This window comes from Actinophytocola xanthii (genome assembly GCF_001921205.1).
Classification (GTDB): Bacteria; Actinomycetota; Actinomycetes; order Mycobacteriales; family Pseudonocardiaceae; genus Actinophytocola; species Actinophytocola xanthii.
On the sequence record NZ_MSIE01000086.1, the window covers coordinates 1 to 16,447 of the forward strand.

Genomic DNA, 16,447 nt, shown 5'->3' on the forward strand with positions numbered 1-16,447 from the left:
GGCCGGCGGCACCGACGAGCCGGGGTGGTGCCGGGGGCGGGCCGGGCTGGCGCTCGCGGCCGCCGGCCACCCCGGCGCTCCCGAGCCCGTGGACGGCGACGCGCCCGTGCGCCGCGACCTGAGCCTGTGCCACGGCGAACTGGGCGCGACCGAGGCCCTGACGATGCTCGGCGACCAGTACTCCCGCACCCTGCGCCGCCGCGGCGGGCTCGTGCTCGACGTCCTGCGCCGACACGGCCCGCTCTGCGGCGTGCCCGGCGCCGTCTCCACCCCGGGCCTGCTCACCGGCCTGGCCGGCATCGGCTACGGCCTGCTCCGCCTCGCCGCGCCGCGCCGGGTCCCCTCAGCCCTACTCCTGCAACCCAACCCCACAAGATGAAGGAGAACTGTCCCGTGTCCCACGAGATCCCCGGCTCCCCCGCCGAGTTCACCGAGCCCGTCGGCCCGATGCGCCTGCTGCCCTCGGTCGACTTCGCCGGCCGTACCGCGGCACTGAGCAGGGTCGCCCTGCCGGTGGCCATGCTTGCGGCGAGCCTCGCCGCCGCGGCCCCGGGCTCGGGCGGGGAGGACGTGACCCTGCTGAACGGCACCACCTGCTGCCCACCCTCGCACTCCTGATCGACACCGGCGCCGGGGCGGCCCTACCCACCGCCCCGGCGCCGGAATGGCACGAGCCGGCAGGACCGCCGTTCGGTCCTGCCGGCTCGTTCTCATGGTCGGTAGCATCACCGGTCGTGCGGCACCGTTCGACGAACCTGGTCGGTCGGGACAGCGTGTTGCGGACGCTGGGGAAAGCCTTGACCGGCGCCAGGGCGGGCCGCGGCGGGGCGGTGTTCCTGATCGGCGAGAGCGGCATCGGCAAGTCCCGGCTCGCCGCCGCGGCGACCGAGCTCGCCTTCACCTCCGGCATGGGGCTACTGCGCGGCAGGGCCAGTTCGATTGGTCCGAGCGCGCCGTTCCGCCCGCTGACCGAGGCGATCCTCTCCCTCCTCCGGGTCGAGCAGGTCGAACCGGCCGACCTCGGCCCGTACGGCCCGATCCTCGGCCGCCTCGTGCCGGAGTGGGGGGCACCGGAGCGCGGCCGTGACGGCGAGTCGCTCGTCGTCCTGGCCGAGGCGGTGCTGCGGCTGACCGGCCTCGTCGGCCGCCGGCGCGGGTGCCTGCTGTGCCTGGACGACCTCGACGTCGCCGACCCCGAGACGCTGGCCGTGCTCGAGTACCTCGTCGACAACATCGAGCTCCAGCCGACGTTGCTGCTCGGCGCGATCCGCGAGGAGGACTGCGCCGCGCTCACCCTGGCGCGTGCCGCGGCCCGCCGCGGTGTCTGCGAGCTGGTGGAGCTGGACCGGTTACCCCGCGCCGAGCTGCCGCGGTTGGCCGGCGGATGCCTGGACGTCGAACCCGGCCTGGTCCCCGACGGGGCGGTGGAGCTGCTGTGGGTCGGCAGCGCGGGCAACCCGTTCATGGTCGAGGAGCTCGTCACGACGATGGTCGACGACGGCATCCTGGTCCACGACGCCGGCACCTGGACGCTGTCGGGCGAGGCCGGCACCGCGTTGTCCAGCGGGCTGGCCCGTCCCCTCGCCCGCCGGGTCGCCCAGCTCGGTCCCCGCTCCCGCGAGCTGCTCTCGGTGGCCGCGGCGTTCGGCCCGCGGTTCCCGCTCGCGGTGGTGCAGCGGGTGACCGGGATGAGCGACCGCGACCTGCTGAGCCTGCTGCAGGGCGACCTGGCCGGCCAGCTCGTCACACCGGACGAGCAAACCGCGGACTGGTACGCCTTCCACCACCGCCTCAGCCGCGAGGCCGTGCTCGCCCAGCTCGACCGCGCCGAGCACGCACGGCTGGCCGGCACGCTCGCCGACGCCGTCGAGGCCGTGTACCCGGGACTGCCGGGCGAGTGGTGCGAGATCGCGGCGGCGCTGCGAGTGGACGCGGGCGACCGCGCGGCGGCGGGCAGGTTGTTCACCGAGGTCGGCCGGCGGGCCCTGGCCCTGGGCGCGGCGACCTCGGCGGTGTCCCTGCTCGACCGCGCGCTGGAGTACCTCCCGCGCGAGGACCTGGCCGAGCGGGCCACCGCCCTGGAGCTGCTGTTGCAGGCCCTGGCCGAGGCCGGGCTGGTCGAGCGGGCCCTGGCCTCGGTAGGCCTGCTGGACCAGGTCGGCGGGTTGAGCCCGGAGCGGCGCGCTGCCCTGCACACGCGCCTCGCCTGGGCGGCCACCGTCGCCGGACGCGTCGAGGACGGACAGGAGCAGGTCCACCTCGCCCGGGCACTGCTCGGTCCGGACGCCTCGGCACAGGACCAGGCGTCGATCGACGTCGTGGCGGCACACCTCGCCCTGGACCTGCCCGGCTCGGACCAGCTGGCCGCCGCGGAGCGCCTGGCCAGGCAGGCCGCCGAGGTCGCCGAGTCGGTGCCGCTGCCGGTGGTCGCCTGCCAGGCGCTGCAACTGCTCGGCGGCCTGACCCGACACCGGGATCCCGAGGAGGCGACGGCGTGCCTGGAGCGGGCCAGGGCGCTCGCCGTCCAGCACGGCCTGCCGATCTGGGAGATCCACGCGTTGATCCGGCTGGGGAACGACGACGCCCTGCGCCACGGCGACCTGACCCGGCTCGAGCGGGCGCGCGAGCAGGCGAGCCGGGTCGGCGCGGTGACCGCGCAGTACCAGGCCGAGGCGAGCATCGCTCTGCACTCGGTGCTGCACGGGGACTTCACCCGGGCGAGCGCGCTGGCCGGGCGGGTGCTGGTGGCCACGACCCGGCTGCGGCTGCTCGAGACGACCCAGTACGTCCTGCTGGTCCGGGCGGTGCTGGCCGCACACCGGGGCCGGCGCAAGGAGATGGACTCCACGCTCGCCGAGTTCGTTCGCTGGGAGGGCGACCTCGGCCTGCATGCCCCGAGAGTGCACGGCCTCGCCGCAGCGTTCTGCGCGTTGCTCGAGGAGGACCGGGAGCGCGCGCTCGCCGACCTCGCCCGCGCGGTGTCCAGTGAGGACAATGGGTCCAGTGTCTACTTCCTGTCCGGCCGCTACGGGCTGCACGTACTACTGAAAGTACTTTGTGGACAGTCCGGTCGGGACGAGCTGGACGCGGTGACGGCGAACCCGGCAAGCGGGCTGCGCTGGGACCGCCAGTTCACCCGCTTCGCCGACGCGGTACTGCTCGGCCGGGCCGGCCGAGGCGACGCCGCAGCCGAGGCGGTGGTGGACGCGCTGACCGTGGGCCAGCCCTACGCGATGAGCCAGCACCTCGGCCTGCGCCTGGTCGGGGAGGCGGCCCTCGCAGACGGGTGGGGCGACCCGGTGTCGTGGCTGCGCACCGCCGAGGACCACTTCCACCGCGCCGGGGTGGCGACGGTGGCCAGTGCCTGCCGTGCGCTGCTGCGCCGCGCCGGAGCGAGGGTTTCCCAGCGCCGGGGCGGGACCGAGAGCATCCCGCCGCAGCTGCGCTCGGCCGGGGTCACGGCGCGCGAGTACGAGATCCTCGCCCTGCTCGTCGGGCGGCTGGGCAACCGGGAGATCGCCGACCGTCTGCACCTGTCGCCCCGCACCGTCGAACGCCACGTCGGCAGCCTGATGACCAAGACCGGGCTGCCGAACCGAATCGCCCTCGGGGAGTTCGCGGCCGACCTCATCGACGGCGCCGCATAGGCCGCACGCCCTCGCCCAGCACCCGGATCGGGCTGCGCCGGCGCGCCGGCGGGATCAGCGGGTCGACCGCGAGCGTCATCCGGCCGGCCGGCCTCGCGGCGATCGAGAAGCCGCTGAAGCGCAGCAGGAGCAGCAGCGCCCGGTTGGCGGTCGTCAGTTCGAACTCGACCACCAGCCGGCGGCCGGTCCCCAGCGAGCGGGCCACGAGGTGGCCGACGAACGCCTCGGCCGCGCCGAGCGAGAGCACCCGCTCGCTCACCAGCAGCTCGAGCGCCGTCGAGGTCCCCTCACCGCGGAGCACGGCGAGGCCGACGACGCCGTAGGGGCCGAACCGGTCCCGCAGGCTCGCCGCGACCACCTCCTGCCCGTTCTCGGCGTGTCGCCCGCACAGCTCCAGGGTGTCGAACATGCGACCGCCGCTGCGCAGGAACGGCGCCACCGGCAGGTCCTCCCGCTCCGCCGGCCGGATCTCCAGCTCGAGCCCGAGCGAGGCGACGAAGGAGGCGGGGGTGCCCGCGTGCTCCTCCTCGGCCGCCCCTCGGCGCTGTTCGGCCCTCGTCACCTGCCGGCGCTCGCGGTCGGCCGGCAACACCACGGCGGGCGTGAAGTCGGCCAGCTCGGGAAGGCGCTCCACCGTGGACGCCGGGTAGCAACGGACGTCGGGCAGCACGGAGCTCACCTCGGCCAGCGCCACCGGGTCCCCGGAGAGGAACGCGACGAGACCGACCGGGCAGTCCAGGGCGGCGGCGAGGTCGCGCACCGCGGCCGGCGCGCGATGGGAACCGAAGCGCCGGGCGAGGTACAGCTCGCCGAGGCCGTGCCGGTCGAGCGCGGGTGTGTGGTCGCCCCGCCCGGTCGCGGCGTGCAGGATGCCGCGCCGGTCCAGGGCGTGCAGCGTGTGCACGGCCGACGGCAGCGGGACGCCCTCCTGCCACAGGGTGTCGTCCAGGTCCCAGACCAGGCACCGCACCGTGGGCCGCATGGCGCACAGCGTGACCACCAGCGGCGCCGACCGGTAGGGAACAAAGCGCATGATCCGCACACCACCGTTGGGGTAGCTTCCCGAGCCATGCGAGAACGGGTGTTGGTGACCGGAAGCGCGGGCCACCTGGGTGAGGCGCTGGTCAGGGTGCTGGCCGAGCGCGGGTACGACGTCGTCGGGCTCGACGTGCTCGACTCGGAACACACCACCGTCGTCGGCGACGTCGCCGACCGCGAGGTGGTCCGGGACGCGCTGGCGGGAGTGTCCGGCGTGCTGCACACCGCGACGCTGCACAAGCCACACGTGGGGTCGCACAGCCGGCAGGCGTTCGTCGACACCAACGTCACCGGGACGCTGGCGCTGCTCGAGGAGGCGGCCGCGGCGGGCGTGCGGGCGTTCGTGTTCACGAGCACCACGAGCGCGTTCGGCCGCGCGCTGACCCCGGGTCGGGGCGAGCCGGCGGCCTGGGTCACCGAGGACGTGACGCCGGTGCCGCGCAACGTCTACGGCGTCACCAAGACCGCCGCGGAGAACCTCTGCGAGCTGGTGTACCGCGACCAGGGCCTGCCGGTGGTCGTGCTGCGCACGTCGCGGTTCTTCCCCGAGGCGGACGACCGGCCCGAGGTCAGCGCCGCCTACACCGACGCCAACATCAAGGCCACCGAGTACCTCTACCGGCGCGTCGACATCGCCGACGTCGTCGAGGCGCACCTGCTGGCGCTCGCCCGGGCACCCGAGCTCGGCTTCGACCGGTTCGTGGTCAGCGCGACCACCCCGTTCACCCCCGTGGACCTGCCCGAGCTGCACCGCGACGCGCCCTCGGTCGTCGCCAGGCTGTTCCCCGACCAGCCGGCCGAGTACGCCCGGCGCGGCTGGCGGATGTTCGACGAGATCGACCGGGTCTACGTCAACACGCGGGCCAGGGAGGTCCTCGGGTGGCGCCCGCGCTACGACTTCCGGCACGTGCTGGACCTACTCCGCGCCGACGAGGACTTCCGCAGCCCGCTCGCGGTGACGGTCGGCGCGAAGGGCTACCACCCGGTGTCGACCGGGCCGTACACCGTGCGCTGACCCCGCTCAGTCGCCGGTCGCTGCGCTCGAGCGGCGCGTTGCCGAGCTCTGGTAGTCGGTGTAGGTGTAGGGGTTGTCCAGGACCTTGCTCTCCGGGATCGCCGGGTTCATGCCCTCCTGCCAGGCCTGCTCGCCGATCGTCGAGCGCAGGTAGGACACCGTCTCCTCGACCGCCCGCCGGGCGGCGACCAGGTCGACGTCGACGAGCCGGTGGGCGTGCTTGACCACCCGACCGTTCACCAGCACCGTGTGCACGTCGCCGCGCTGGGCCTGGAACGCCACGTGCCCGTACGGGTTGAGCAGCGGGAACGACACCGGGGAGTGGTCGTTCTTGAGCAGGACGACGTCGGCCTTGAAGCCTGGCTCGAGTGCCCCGAGGTCGTCGCGGCCCAGGGCCCTCGCGCCGCCGCGGGTGGCCCACTCGACGACCTGGTCGGCCCGCAGCGCGCTGTGGGTCACGGTCCGCCCCTCGGCGTGGGCGGCGAGGTGCTCGCGCGAGCGGTCGGCGCCGAGCGTGCTGCGCATGGCCGAGAACAGGTCCCCGCTCCACCAGACGCTGGTGTCCATCGACAACGACACGGGGATGCCGTGCGCCCGGATCGCCCAGGTGGGCGGATAGCCCTGCCCGGCGCTCTGCTCGCTCTCGGTGGACACGGAGACCGAGCCGCCGGTCGCCGCGATGCGGTGGTAGGAGTCCGTGGACAGCGAGGCGGCGTGGACGTAGATCGTGTCCGGGCCCATGAAGCCGCCCTCGTACATCAGCCGGATGCCGTCGTCGCTGGTGGCGCCCCACACCCCGGCATGCGTGGTGACCGGGACACCCAGCTCCCTGGCCACCTCGAAGGCCGGCCGCTCCGGGAAGGCCGGGTCGCCGGTGACGTCGAAGGCGAGCTGGAAGCCGAGCATGTCGTCGCCGCTGATCCGCCGGTCGACGAAGTCGCGGAACTCCGCCGAGCCCGTCCACTCCGCCGGCGGCTGCTGGATGTTGCCGTAGGCGAGCACGAACCGGCCGGGTACCGACGCCAGCGCGTCCACGGCGGCGTCGGCGTGCTCGACGGTGCGTAGCCCGTGCGACCAGTCCACCACGGTCGTGACCCCGGCCTCGAGCGCCTCCAGCCCGGCCAGCACGTTGCCGGCGTGGATGTCCTGTGGCCGGAACAGCGTGCCGTGCTCGAGGTAGTACCAGACGAAGTACTGGGTGAGCGTCCAGTCCGCCCCGTAGCCGCGCATGGCGGTCTGCCACATGTGGCGGTGGGTGTCGATCATGCCCGGCATGACGATGCCGCCGCTGGCGTCGACCGCGACGGTGCCCTCGGGGACCTCCAGCCCTGGCCCCACCGCGGCGATACGGTCGCCGACGACGAGGACGTCGGTCCCAGTGAGCACGGAGCGCGCCGCGTCCATGGGCAGCACGGTGCCGTCGCGGAACACGATAGGGCGTCCGGCCGCGATCTCGTTCATCGTTGAACTCCTCGTCCGATGAGCGGACTCTTGTCCGCGTGGCGGCGACCTAGTGCGGTTACTCTGATGCCCAGCCTCAGGGAAGTCAAGGGAGTCGCCATGCCCCGGGAAGGCACCGGACCGGATTTCATCGAGGCGCTCGCGCGCGGGCTCGAGGTGATCGCCGCCTTCACCCCCCACCGGTCCACGATGTCGCTCACCGACGTCGCCACGGCCACCGGTCTGGCCAGGCCGACCGTCCGGCGGATCCTGCTGACCCTCCAGGAGCTGGGCTACGTGCGCGCCGAGGAGTCGGGGTTCGCGCTGACGCCCCGGGTGCTGGACCTGGGCGTCGCCTACGTGCGCTCGATGGGCCTGTGGGACGTCGCCCGCCCGCACATGGAGCGGCTGTCCGCCAGGACCAACGAGTCCTGCTCGGTGGCCCAGCTCGACGGCTCGGACATCGTGTACGTGGCACGGGTGGCGGTGCCCAAGATCGTGGCGCTCGCGGTCCAGATCGGCACCCGCTTCCCCGCCCTGCCCACCTCGCTGGGCAAGGTGCTGCTCGCGGCGCTGGACCCGGCGGAGGTCGACGCCGTGCTCGCCGAGCCGACCCGGTCCGGGCTCACCCCCCGGTGGCGGCCGGAGCGCGACGAGCGCGACGCCGCCCTGCGCGAGGTCAGGGCGCGCGGCTGGGCGCTGACCGACGAGCAGCTCGCGCTGGGCATCCGCTCGGTCGCCGCGCCCCTGCGCGACGGGGCGGGGCGGGTCATCGCGGCGCTGAACGTCAACACCCATGCCGCGGAGACCAGCCTGGACCAGCTGGTCGAGCACCACCTGCCGCTGCTGCTGCACACCGCGGGCGAGATCAGCGCGGACTTCGCCCGCCTGGCCGCCGTACCGCACGTGACCCGCACCGCCGCCTCCTGAACCAGGCCGCCCGCCCTTGACGAACAGGCCCGGCATGCCAGAATCTCCTACGGACAGTTGTCCGCTCTACGGACGGAGGCTCATGGCTGGACCGCTCGACGGCGTGCTCGTCGCCGACTTCTCCCGGATCCTGGCCGGGCCGTACGCCACGATGCTGCTGGCCGACCTGGGCGCGGACGTGATCAAGGTAGAGGGGCCGAAGGGCGACGACACGCGCTCCTGGACGCCGCCGGTGCGCGACGGGGTGTCCACCTACTACCTCGGGATCAACCGCGGCAAGCGCTCGATCGCCCTCGACCTGCGCACCGAGACCGACGCCGAGCTGGCCCGGGAGCTGGCCGGGCGGGCCGACGTGGTGATCGAGAACTTCAAACCGGGCGGGTTGGACCGGTTCGGGCTCGACTTCGCCTCCGTGCACCGGTCCAACCCTGGCGTGGTCTACGCCTCGATCACCGGCTTCGGCTCCGGCGCCGGCCGGCACGTGCCGGGCTACGACCTGATGGTGCAGGCGATCTCCGGGCTGATGAGCCTGACCGGCGACCCGGACGGCCCGCCCTATCGGGCTGGGATCTCGGTGTTCGACGTGATGGCCGGCAACCACGCGGTGATCGGGATCCTGGCCGCCCTGCGCCACCGCGAGGCGACCGGCGAGGGCCAGCACGTGGAGGTCAACCTGCTGTCCTCGGCGCTGACCGGCCTGGTGAACCACAGTTCGGCGTTCGCCGCCGGCGGGGTGGTGCCCTACCGGATGGGCAACGCGCACCCGAGCGTGTTCCCCTACGAGCCGCTGCCGACCGCGGACAACGACCTGATCGTGACCGCCGCCAACGACACCCAGTTCCGCCGGCTCTGCGAGGTGCTCGGCATCCCCGAGGTGGCCGACGACCCCCGGTTCGCCCGCAACGCCGACCGCACCGAGAACCGCGAGGAGCTGCGCCCACTGCTGGTCGACCGGCTGGTCACCCGCGGCGCGGTCGAGTGGTTCGACCTGCTGGTCGACGCCGGTGTCCCGTGTGGACCGATCAACACGATCGACGGCGGCTTCGCGATGGCCGAGCGCTTCGAGCTGGAGCCGGTGGTGGAGGTCGGCGAGGGCGACCGCGCCGTGCCCACGACGCGGCACCCGATCCGGCTCTCGGCGACCCCGGCCGCCTACCGGCTGCCGCCGCCCGAACTGGACGAGCACGGCGCGGAGCTGCGGAAATGGCTCGCGGCACCGCGGGAGGAGAGCCGTGGCTGAGTACCCGACGGCACTTGGCGCCTCGTCCCGGGAACGGATCACGCTGCTCGGAACGGACCTGGCGAACGAGGTGATGGGCGAGGTCGGCTTCGGCGAGCTCGCCTTCTGGCTGGCCACCCAGCGGCGGCCGGAGCCGGGCGAGACCCGGGTGTTCGAGGCGGTCCTCGCGGCACTGGCCGACCACGGCTTCACCCCGACCGCGATCGTCACCAGGCTGACCTACCTTTCCGCCCCCGACTCGGTGCAGGGCGCGCTGGCCGCGGGCCTGCTCGGCGGCGGCTCCCGCTTCCTCGGCGTGACCGAGGACTGCGGCCGCTTCCTGCACGAGCAGCTGACGGGCGTCGACCTCCCCGAGGACGACGAGGGCTGGGACGCGCTCGCGCTGGAGGTCGTCCGCGCGCAGCGCGAAGCCAGGCGGCTCGTCCCCGGGCTCGGCCACCACGTGCACAAGGACGGCGACCCGCGCACCCCGCGGCTGTTCCGGATCGCCGAGGAGGAGGGGCTGTTCGGCCCGCACCTGTCGCTGTTCGCCGCGATCGGCCGGGTACACCCCGAGGTGCTGGGCAGGACCCTGCCGCTCAACGGCGCCGGGGTGTGTGGTGCCGCGCTCGCCGACCTCGGCCTGCCGCTGGAGCTGCTGCGCGGCTTCGCGTTGCTGGCCCGCACGGCAGGGCTGATCGGACAGCTGGCCGAGGAGCTGCGCCACCCGGTGGCCAACGAGATCTTCCTCTCGGTGGACCTGAACAACCGGTCCGTCCCCCCAACCCCGTACCCCAACGGAGGCCCGCATGGCTGAGCTGGTCGCGGTCATCGCGTCCACCCACCACCCCTTCTACTACCGGGCGAGCACCGCGACCGGCGAGGACCGGCCACCCTTCGCCGACGAGTGGGTGCGCAAGGTCGAGGCGTTCCGCGAGACGCTGACCCGGGCCAGGCCCGACGTGCTGGTGATGGTCGGCTCCGACCACTTCCACCAGCTGTGGCTGGACAACATGCCGCAGTTCCTGGTGGGCAAGGCGCCGTTCTACGACGCCAACTGGTACAACGAGGAGCGCGAGTTCGGCCTGCCGCGGATGGTGATGCGCGGCGAGGAGGAGCTGTCCTCCTACATCCTGCGCAACGGCCTGGACGCCGGCTTCGACCTCGCCTTCTCCAACGAGCTGCGCATCGACCACTCGATCACGTGCCCGATCATCACGCTGCGACCGCAGAACGACCTGCCGATCGTGCCGATCTACACCAACATCTTCGCACCGCCGCTGCCCCAGCCGAAGCGGTTCGTCCAACTCGGACAGACGATCCGCGAGCTGGTGGAGTCGTGGCCGTCCGACCAGCGGGTCGCGGTGATCGGGACCGGGCACCTGTCGCTGGAGCTGGGCGGACCACGCCAGTTCGGCCCACACGGCCCGGACCCGGAGTTCGACCGCAAGGCCGTCGAGTGGATCTCCTCGGGTGACATCGAGGGCTGCTGCGCGGACGTGACCCTGGACAGCCTGCACCTGCCGGGCAACGCCACCCACGGCTTCATGGACTTCATGCTGATGATGGGGGTGGCCGGCGAGGGCCGCAAGGCGGACTACGTCGACACCTACGACCTGTTCCACACCATGGAGGCGTACTTCACCTGGTACCCGGGTGGCGGGCAGGAGGTCCGATGAGCAAGTACCTGCTGAACAAGTTCCTGTTCACCGTGGACCGGGACCCGGAGCTGGTCGAGCGCTACCGCGAGGACCCACGAGGGACGGTGGAGTGGTGGGAGGCCGACATGGCCAACCGGATCCTCAACTGCCACAGCGGCGAAGCCTCGACCTGGCTGCGCTTCGAGGAGGTCGAGCGGACCGCGCTGTCCACACACGACTACCCGAAGCTGTTCGAGCTGGGCGCCCACCCGTTCCTCACGCTGACCCTGTTCATCGCCATGTTCGAGCGTGACCACGACGGCCTCGGCTTCCAGCTGGAGTACGCACGACGGCTCTCCCACCTCACCCTGCCCTACCCCGACATCGCGACCTGATGCGTGCCGCGGAGATCCAGACCCCGGGGGAGCCGCCGGTCCTGGTCGAGCGCCGGGTGCCGGAGCCGGCGGAGGACGAGACGCTGGTCGAGGTCCGCGCCGCCCCGGTCACGCCGCTGGACCTGCTCTGCGCGGGCGGCCGGTCCTACTTCGGCCGGCCGCGCACGCCCTACGTGCCGGGAGTCCAGGGGGTCGGCCTGGCCGGGGACCAGCTCGTGTGGTTCCCCACCAGTGCCGGCATGGCGCCGGGTGACGGGAGCATGGCCGAGGTCGTCTCGGTGCCGGCCGCCTCGCTGGTCGAGCTGCCGGGCGGGGCGGACCCGGTGGCGGTCGCGGCGCTGGGACTGTCCGCCGTGGCCGCGTACCTCGCGCTGACCTGGCGCGGCGAGCTGGCCCCTGGCGAGCGCGTGATCGTCCTCGGCGCCGGTGGGGTGGTCGGCCAGGCCGCCGTCCAGCTGGCCCGCACGGCCGGGGCGGGCAGGGTCGTCGCCGGGGCGCGCTCGGCCGCCGCCCGCGAACGCGCCCGCCAGGCCGGAGCGGACGCCGTCGTGGCCCTGGACACCGACGACGTCACCGAGCTCGCCGCCCGGTTCACCGAGGCCGCGGAGGGTCCGGCGCACCTGGTCCTCGACCCGCTGTTCGGCCCGCCGGCGGCGGCTGCCGCCCGGGCGCTGGGCCAGGGCGGCCGGCTGGTCAACCTGGGCGGTTCCGCCGCCGAGACCTGTCCCATCGACTCCTCGACGATCCGCGGCCGGTCGCTGCGGCTGCTCGGCTACACCAACAACGAGCTCACCCCCGGCCAACGCGCCGAGGCCGTCCGGGTGGTCGCCGAGCAGGCGGTGGCCGGCAGCCTGGCCGTCGCCCACGAGACCGCCCCGCTGGCCGAGGCCGCCTCGGCGTGGCGGCGACAGGCCGATGGCACGGCGACCGGGCGGATCGTCCTCGTCCCCTAGGGCACGTCCTCAAAGCCCTCGATCGCGGTCTTCGCGCCCAGCCCGCCGCTGGCCGCGTTGTCGGGACAGGCCAAGTACGACCCGGTACGAGGCCTGCCCTCCGCCTTGCCAGCGACGACCTGGATCACGAAGCCCATCGACCGGGACTTTGAGGACGCGCCCTAGGGCACGCGGTTGCTGCGACGGCCGCCGACCGGTGTGGGCTCGCGCCGGCGCCCGGGAACCACCCGGTTCCACGGACGGGTGAGCGGGCACCGCGTCCCGGTGGTGACGGCCTCGCGGCGGGGTTACGGTCGGCTGTCGTGGGGAAGGTGTCCGGTGTCGGGCGAGGGCGTGCTCGGGTAGTGGTGGTCGGCGGCGGTTTCGGCGGCCTGACGGCGGTCCGCGCGCTGCGCAGGGCCGATGTGGACATCACGCTGGTCGACCGGCACACCTACAACACGTTCCAGCCGCTGCTGTACCAGGTGGCGACGGCCGCGCTCAACCCGGGCGACATCACCTGGTTCCTGCGGGCCGTGCGGGGCAGGCAGGACAACGTCCGGTTCGTCAAGGGCACGCTCGCCGCGGTCGACCACGGGAACCGGCGGGTGCGGCTCGAGGGCGGGACGACGGTCCCCTACGACTACCTCGTCCTGGCCACCGGGGTGACGACCAACTTCTTCGGCACCCCGGGCGCCGAGGAGTTCGCGGTGCCGCTGTACAAGCGGTCCCAGGCACTGCAGATCCGCGACCGGCTGTTCGGCAGCCTGGAGGACTTCGCGGTGAACGGCCAGCACCGCGAGCTGCGGATCGCCGTGGTGGGCGCCGGCGCCACCGGGGTCGAGACCGCCGGTGCCCTCGCCGAGTTCCGCAACAACGACATGCCGGTCACCTACCCCGAGATCGACCGGAGCCGGCTGCACGTCACCCTGATCGAGCGGTCCTCGGACGTCCTCGGCCCCTTCCACGAGAAGCTCCGCGGCTACGCCCGCACCGCACTGGCCAAGCGGGGCGTGGACCTCCGGCTGGACACCGCGGTGAGGGAGGTCCTCGCGGACGGGGTCCGGGTCGAACACGACGGCGAGGAGGAGCTGCTGCCGGCCGGCATGGTCATCTGGGCCGCCGGCGTGACCGCGCACCGCTGCGTGTCCACCTGGGGCGTCCCCCAGGGTCGAGGCGGCCGGATCACGGTGGACGAGCACTGGCGGGTCACCGGTCTGGAAGGCGTGTTCGCCATCGGCGACGTCGCGATCGGCCCCGACCCCCTGCCGCAGCTCGCCCAGCCGGCCATCCAGTCCGCACGGCACGTGGCCAAGCTCGTCCGGGCCGACCTGCGGGGCCGGCCCGACCGCGTCAAGCCGTTCACCTACACCGACAAGGGAACGATGGCGACGATCGGCAAGGCCTCGGCCATCGCCCAGATCACCCACTTCCCCCGGCTCACCGGTTTCCTCGCCTGGCTGATCTGGAGCGCCCTGCACATCGCGCTGCTCCTCGGCTACCGCAACCGCTTCGCCACGATGATCAACCTCTCCAGCAAGTACCTGTTCAGCGGCAGCCACAACGCCATCGTCGGCGAGACCCCGGACCAGTCGCCGGCCGCCTCCGGCTGAGCACGGTCAGCCGGCAAGCCGGCGGGCGGCCAGCTCGGCGTAGACGGCGGCGCCGTCGGCCAGCACCGCGTCGTCGAACACCACGGTCTCGGCGTGGTTGTCCGCCACGCCGTCGGGGTCGGCGTCGGCCGGGCAGGCGCCGAGGATCACGAACGCCCCGGGCACCTGGGCGAGTACCCGCGAGAAGTCCTCGGCCCCGGCGAAGGGGGCCGGCATCGGCCGGAACCGCTCGGCGCCGAGCACGTCGGCCACCACCGCCCCGGCGAACGCCGCCTCGCCCGGGTCGTTCACGGTGACCGGGTAGCCGTCCGAGGTGGACAGTTCGACGGACAGCCCGTGCCCGGCGCCGATCGCGGTGACCAGCTCGGCGGCGGCCTGGCGGACCCTGTCCCTGGCTCTCGCCGAGAACGCCCGTACGGTCGTCTCGAAACGGGCGGTGTCGGGGATGGCGTTGCGCCGGCTGCCCGCGTGGAACTGACCCGTGGTCAGCACGACCGGGTCGAACACGTCCATCCGCCGGGTGACCAGCGTCTGCAGCGCGATCACCATCTCGCACGCCGCGGGGATCGGGTCGTGGGCCTTGTGCGGCGCGGACCCGTGCCCGCCGGTTCCCCGCACCGTGACGTCGAGGGCGTCGCAGGAGGCCATCACCGGCCCGGCCCGCGTGGTGAACGTCCCGTGCGGCAGCCCCGCGGTGAACACGTGCAGCGCGAAGGCCGCCGACACCCGCCGGCCGGGCGCGGTCAGCACGCCCTCCTCGACCATCAGCGCCGCGCCGTCGCAGCCCTCCTCCCCGGGCTGGAACATGAACACCACGTCCCCGGCGAGCTCCTCCCGCCGCGCCGCGAGCACCCGTGCCGCGCCCACGAGCATCGCGGTGTGCAGGTCGTGCCCGCACGCGTGCATGGCTCCGTCCACGGTGGAGGAGAAGAGGAGCCCGGTGCGCTCGGTGAGCGGGAGGGCGTCCATGTCCGCCCGCAGCAGCACCGCGGGCCCCGGCCGGCCGCCCCGCAGGACGGCGGTGACCGAGGTCAGTCCGCTGCCGAAGGTGAGCTCGAGCGGCAGCCCGTCGAGCGCGTCGACCACGGTGTCGCGGGTTCGGGGCAGGTGCAGGCCCACCTCGGGCGTGGCGTGGATCATCCGCCGCAACGCGACGAGGTCGTCCTGGATGGCCCGGGTGTCGTCGAGGATCGTTCCCATACCCCACTGTCGCCGATCGGTCCTATTCTGGGCCGCGACTGTCGGTTTCACGCCACAGCGGGGGTGTCCGATGCCAGATTCCGCCTCCTCCCTGGACGAGACCGACCGTGCGCTGGTGAACGCGCTGCAGGTCGCGCCGCGCGCCTCGTGGACCGAGGTGGGCGCGGCACTCGGGCTGCACCCGGCGACGGCCGCCCGCCGGTGGTCCCGGCTGCGGGACAGCGGCCTGGCCCGCGTGGTCGCCTACCCCAACCTCGCGGCCTGGGCGCGGTACCGCTGCCTGGCGTTCGTGGAGGTCGACTGCGCCCCCGCCGCCCGCGACCATGTGATCGCCCGGCTGGTGCGGGCACCCCGCGTCGCGTCGGTCACGGTGGCGAGCAGCGGCCGGGACCTGTACCTGACCGTCCTGGCACCCGACCTGGCGGCGATGTCGGCGACGGTGCTGGGCGTGACCAGGGTCCGCGGAACCCGCACGCACCTGGTGACACACCTGTTCACCGAGGGCGGCGCCTGGCACCTCGACTCCCTGACCAGCGGTCAGCGGGCGGCCCTGCACCCCCCGTCCCGCGTCGCCGCCGTGCTCCCCGAGACCGACCGCGACCTGCTGCTGGCCCTGTCCGACGGCCGCCGGAGCGTCGCGGAGATCGCCGAGCGCACCGGGACGAGCACGTCCACCGCGCGTCGCCGGCTGAACCGCACCCTGCGCGCGGGCAGTCTGTCCCTGCGCTGCGAGACCGCGCAGCGCCCGACCGGCTGGCCGGTGTCGGCGAGCTTCTGGGCGAGGGTCCCGCCGCACGAGCTGCGCACGGTCGCCGCGGGCCTGGTCGGCCTGCCGGAGATCCGCATGTGCGCCGCGGTCACCGGGGTCGACAACCTCGTGATCAGCCTCTGGCTGCGTTCCCTGGCCGACAGCCAACGCTTCGAGGAACAGCTCTCGACCCGCTTCCCCAGCCTCACCGTCACCGACCGCACCATCGAGCTGTCGGCGGCCAAGCGGATGGGCTGCGTGCTCACCCCCGCCGGCCACACCCGCGAGGTCGTCCCCGTGGACCCCTGGCCGGCCGGCAGCTGAGCAGCCGCGCGCTCGGCCGCTACTCGAGGAACCAGTCGGCGGGGCTGTGCGGGGAGGACGTGGTGACCACGGGGGACGGCGTGGGGTTGTGCGCCCACAGGACCGCGTTCGCCAGCACCCGACGGATCTCGGGGTGGTGGTAGACCGGGTAGATCTCGTCCCCGGGGGAGAAGTAGAAGACGCGACCGTTGCCCCGGGTGAAGCAGCAGCCGCTGCGGAAGACCTCGCCGCCGGCGAAGGAGCTGACGAACACCAGCTCGTCCGGCTGCGGGATGTCGAAGTGCTCGCCGTACATCTCCTGGCGCG

At 73.5% G+C, this 16,447-nt stretch carries 17 protein-coding genes; 12 read left to right on the top strand and 5 right to left on the bottom strand.

The genetic code is table 11. The annotated features are described in order from the left end of the window. The 3 genes from BU204_RS33080 to BU204_RS33090 all read left to right on the top strand — a co-directional run. Nucleotides 1–379 (top strand): lanthionine synthetase LanC family protein (locus BU204_RS33080; protein WP_332888608.1); only part of this gene is annotated, 379 nt, incomplete at its 5' end. 14 nt (nt 380–393) lie between these two features. After that, the gene (locus tag BU204_RS33085; RefSeq protein WP_198943078.1) at nt 394–618 is read left to right on the top strand and encodes a hypothetical protein; all 225 of its coding nucleotides are present in this window, start codon (nt 394–396) and stop codon (nt 616–618) included. A 116-nt stretch (nt 619–734) separates the two neighbouring features. Continuing rightward, entirely contained in the window at nt 735–3,647 is a 2,913-nt protein-coding gene (locus BU204_RS33090) for a helix-turn-helix transcriptional regulator (RefSeq protein WP_075129747.1), read from the top strand. On the opposite strand, the gene BU204_RS33095 is transcribed toward BU204_RS33090, so the two are convergent. Further along, nucleotides 3,628–4,680 (bottom strand): hypothetical protein, encoded by a 1,053-nt coding sequence (locus BU204_RS33095; RefSeq protein ID WP_083661853.1) that lies wholly within the window; start codon nt 4,678–4,680, stop codon nt 3,628–3,630. The two genes, BU204_RS33090 and BU204_RS33095, sit on opposite strands and share 20 nt — an antisense overlap. Before the next feature lie 36 nt (nt 4,681–4,716). Here BU204_RS33095 and BU204_RS33100 point away from each other — a divergent pair, with 36 nt between their 5' ends. Further along, nucleotides 4,717–5,700 carry an NAD-dependent epimerase/dehydratase family protein gene (locus tag BU204_RS33100; protein ID WP_075129748.1) on the top strand — a complete coding sequence of 328 codons (984 nt, stop codon included), beginning with the start codon at nt 4,717–4,719 and terminating at the stop codon, nt 5,698–5,700. Between the two features lie 6 nt (nt 5,701–5,706). Here the strand turns inward: BU204_RS33100 and BU204_RS33105 are convergent, their stop codons facing one another. Continuing rightward, nucleotides 5,707–7,161 (bottom strand): amidohydrolase family protein, encoded by a 1,455-nt coding sequence (locus BU204_RS33105; protein ID WP_075129749.1) that lies wholly within the window; start codon nt 7,159–7,161, stop codon nt 5,707–5,709. A 99-nt stretch (nt 7,162–7,260) separates the two neighbouring features. On the opposite strand from BU204_RS33105, the gene BU204_RS33110 reads away from it, so the two are divergent. From BU204_RS33110 to BU204_RS33135, 6 genes are all read left to right on the top strand, one after another. Next, the gene (locus BU204_RS33110; protein ID WP_075129750.1) at nt 7,261–8,070 is read left to right on the top strand and encodes an IclR family transcriptional regulator domain-containing protein; all 810 of its coding nucleotides are present in this window, start codon (nt 7,261–7,263) and stop codon (nt 8,068–8,070) included. A gap of 82 nt (nt 8,071–8,152) precedes the next feature. Then, the gene (locus BU204_RS33115; RefSeq protein ID WP_075129751.1) at nt 8,153–9,310 is read left to right on the top strand and encodes a CaiB/BaiF CoA transferase family protein; all 1,158 of its coding nucleotides are present in this window, start codon (nt 8,153–8,155) and stop codon (nt 9,308–9,310) included. After that, nucleotides 9,303–10,106, top strand: coding sequence for a citryl-CoA lyase (locus BU204_RS33120; RefSeq protein ID WP_075129752.1), 804 nt, complete (start codon nt 9,303–9,305; stop codon nt 10,104–10,106). Before BU204_RS33115 ends, BU204_RS33120 begins: the two co-directional genes overlap by 8 nt. After that, nucleotides 10,099–10,968, top strand: a complete 870-nt coding sequence (locus BU204_RS33125; RefSeq protein ID WP_075129753.1) for a DODA-type extradiol aromatic ring-opening family dioxygenase — start codon at nt 10,099–10,101, stop codon at nt 10,966–10,968. Before BU204_RS33120 ends, BU204_RS33125 begins: the two co-directional genes overlap by 8 nt. Further along, complete coding sequence (locus BU204_RS33130) at nt 10,965–11,324, top strand: hypothetical protein (protein ID WP_075129754.1); 360 nt, start codon at nt 10,965–10,967, stop codon at nt 11,322–11,324. Before BU204_RS33125 ends, BU204_RS33130 begins: the two co-directional genes overlap by 4 nt. Continuing rightward, entirely contained in the window at nt 11,324–12,277 is a 954-nt protein-coding gene (locus BU204_RS33135) for a quinone oxidoreductase family protein (protein WP_075129755.1), read from the top strand. The genes BU204_RS33130 and BU204_RS33135 overlap by 1 nt, the downstream gene beginning before the upstream one ends. On the opposite strand, the gene BU204_RS40380 is transcribed toward BU204_RS33135, so the two are convergent. After that, nucleotides 12,274–12,414: a hypothetical protein gene (locus BU204_RS40380; protein ID WP_158073548.1), complete on the bottom strand. Its 141-nt coding sequence runs from the start codon at nt 12,412–12,414 to the stop codon at nt 12,274–12,276. The genes BU204_RS33135 and BU204_RS40380 overlap by 4 nt on opposite strands. 165 nt (nt 12,415–12,579) lie before the next feature. Between BU204_RS40380 and BU204_RS33140 the strand changes: the two genes are divergently transcribed. Next, nucleotides 12,580–13,869, top strand: coding sequence for an NAD(P)/FAD-dependent oxidoreductase (locus tag BU204_RS33140; RefSeq protein ID WP_075129756.1), 1,290 nt, complete (start codon nt 12,580–12,582; stop codon nt 13,867–13,869). 6 nt (nt 13,870–13,875) lie between these two features. On the opposite strand, the gene BU204_RS33145 is transcribed toward BU204_RS33140, so the two are convergent. Continuing rightward, nucleotides 13,876–15,069: a M20 metallopeptidase family protein gene (locus BU204_RS33145; protein ID WP_075129757.1), complete on the bottom strand. Its 1,194-nt coding sequence runs from the start codon at nt 15,067–15,069 to the stop codon at nt 13,876–13,878. A gap of 70 nt (nt 15,070–15,139) precedes the next feature. On the opposite strand from BU204_RS33145, the gene BU204_RS33150 reads away from it, so the two are divergent. Further along, nucleotides 15,140–16,141, top strand: coding sequence for an Lrp/AsnC family transcriptional regulator (locus BU204_RS33150; protein ID WP_075129758.1), 1,002 nt, complete (start codon nt 15,140–15,142; stop codon nt 16,139–16,141). Between the two features lie 19 nt (nt 16,142–16,160). On the opposite strand, the gene BU204_RS33155 is transcribed toward BU204_RS33150, so the two are convergent. Continuing rightward, the coding region (locus BU204_RS33155) for a ThuA domain-containing protein (RefSeq protein ID WP_198943079.1) at nt 16,161–16,447 on the bottom strand (287 nt) is incomplete at its 5' end.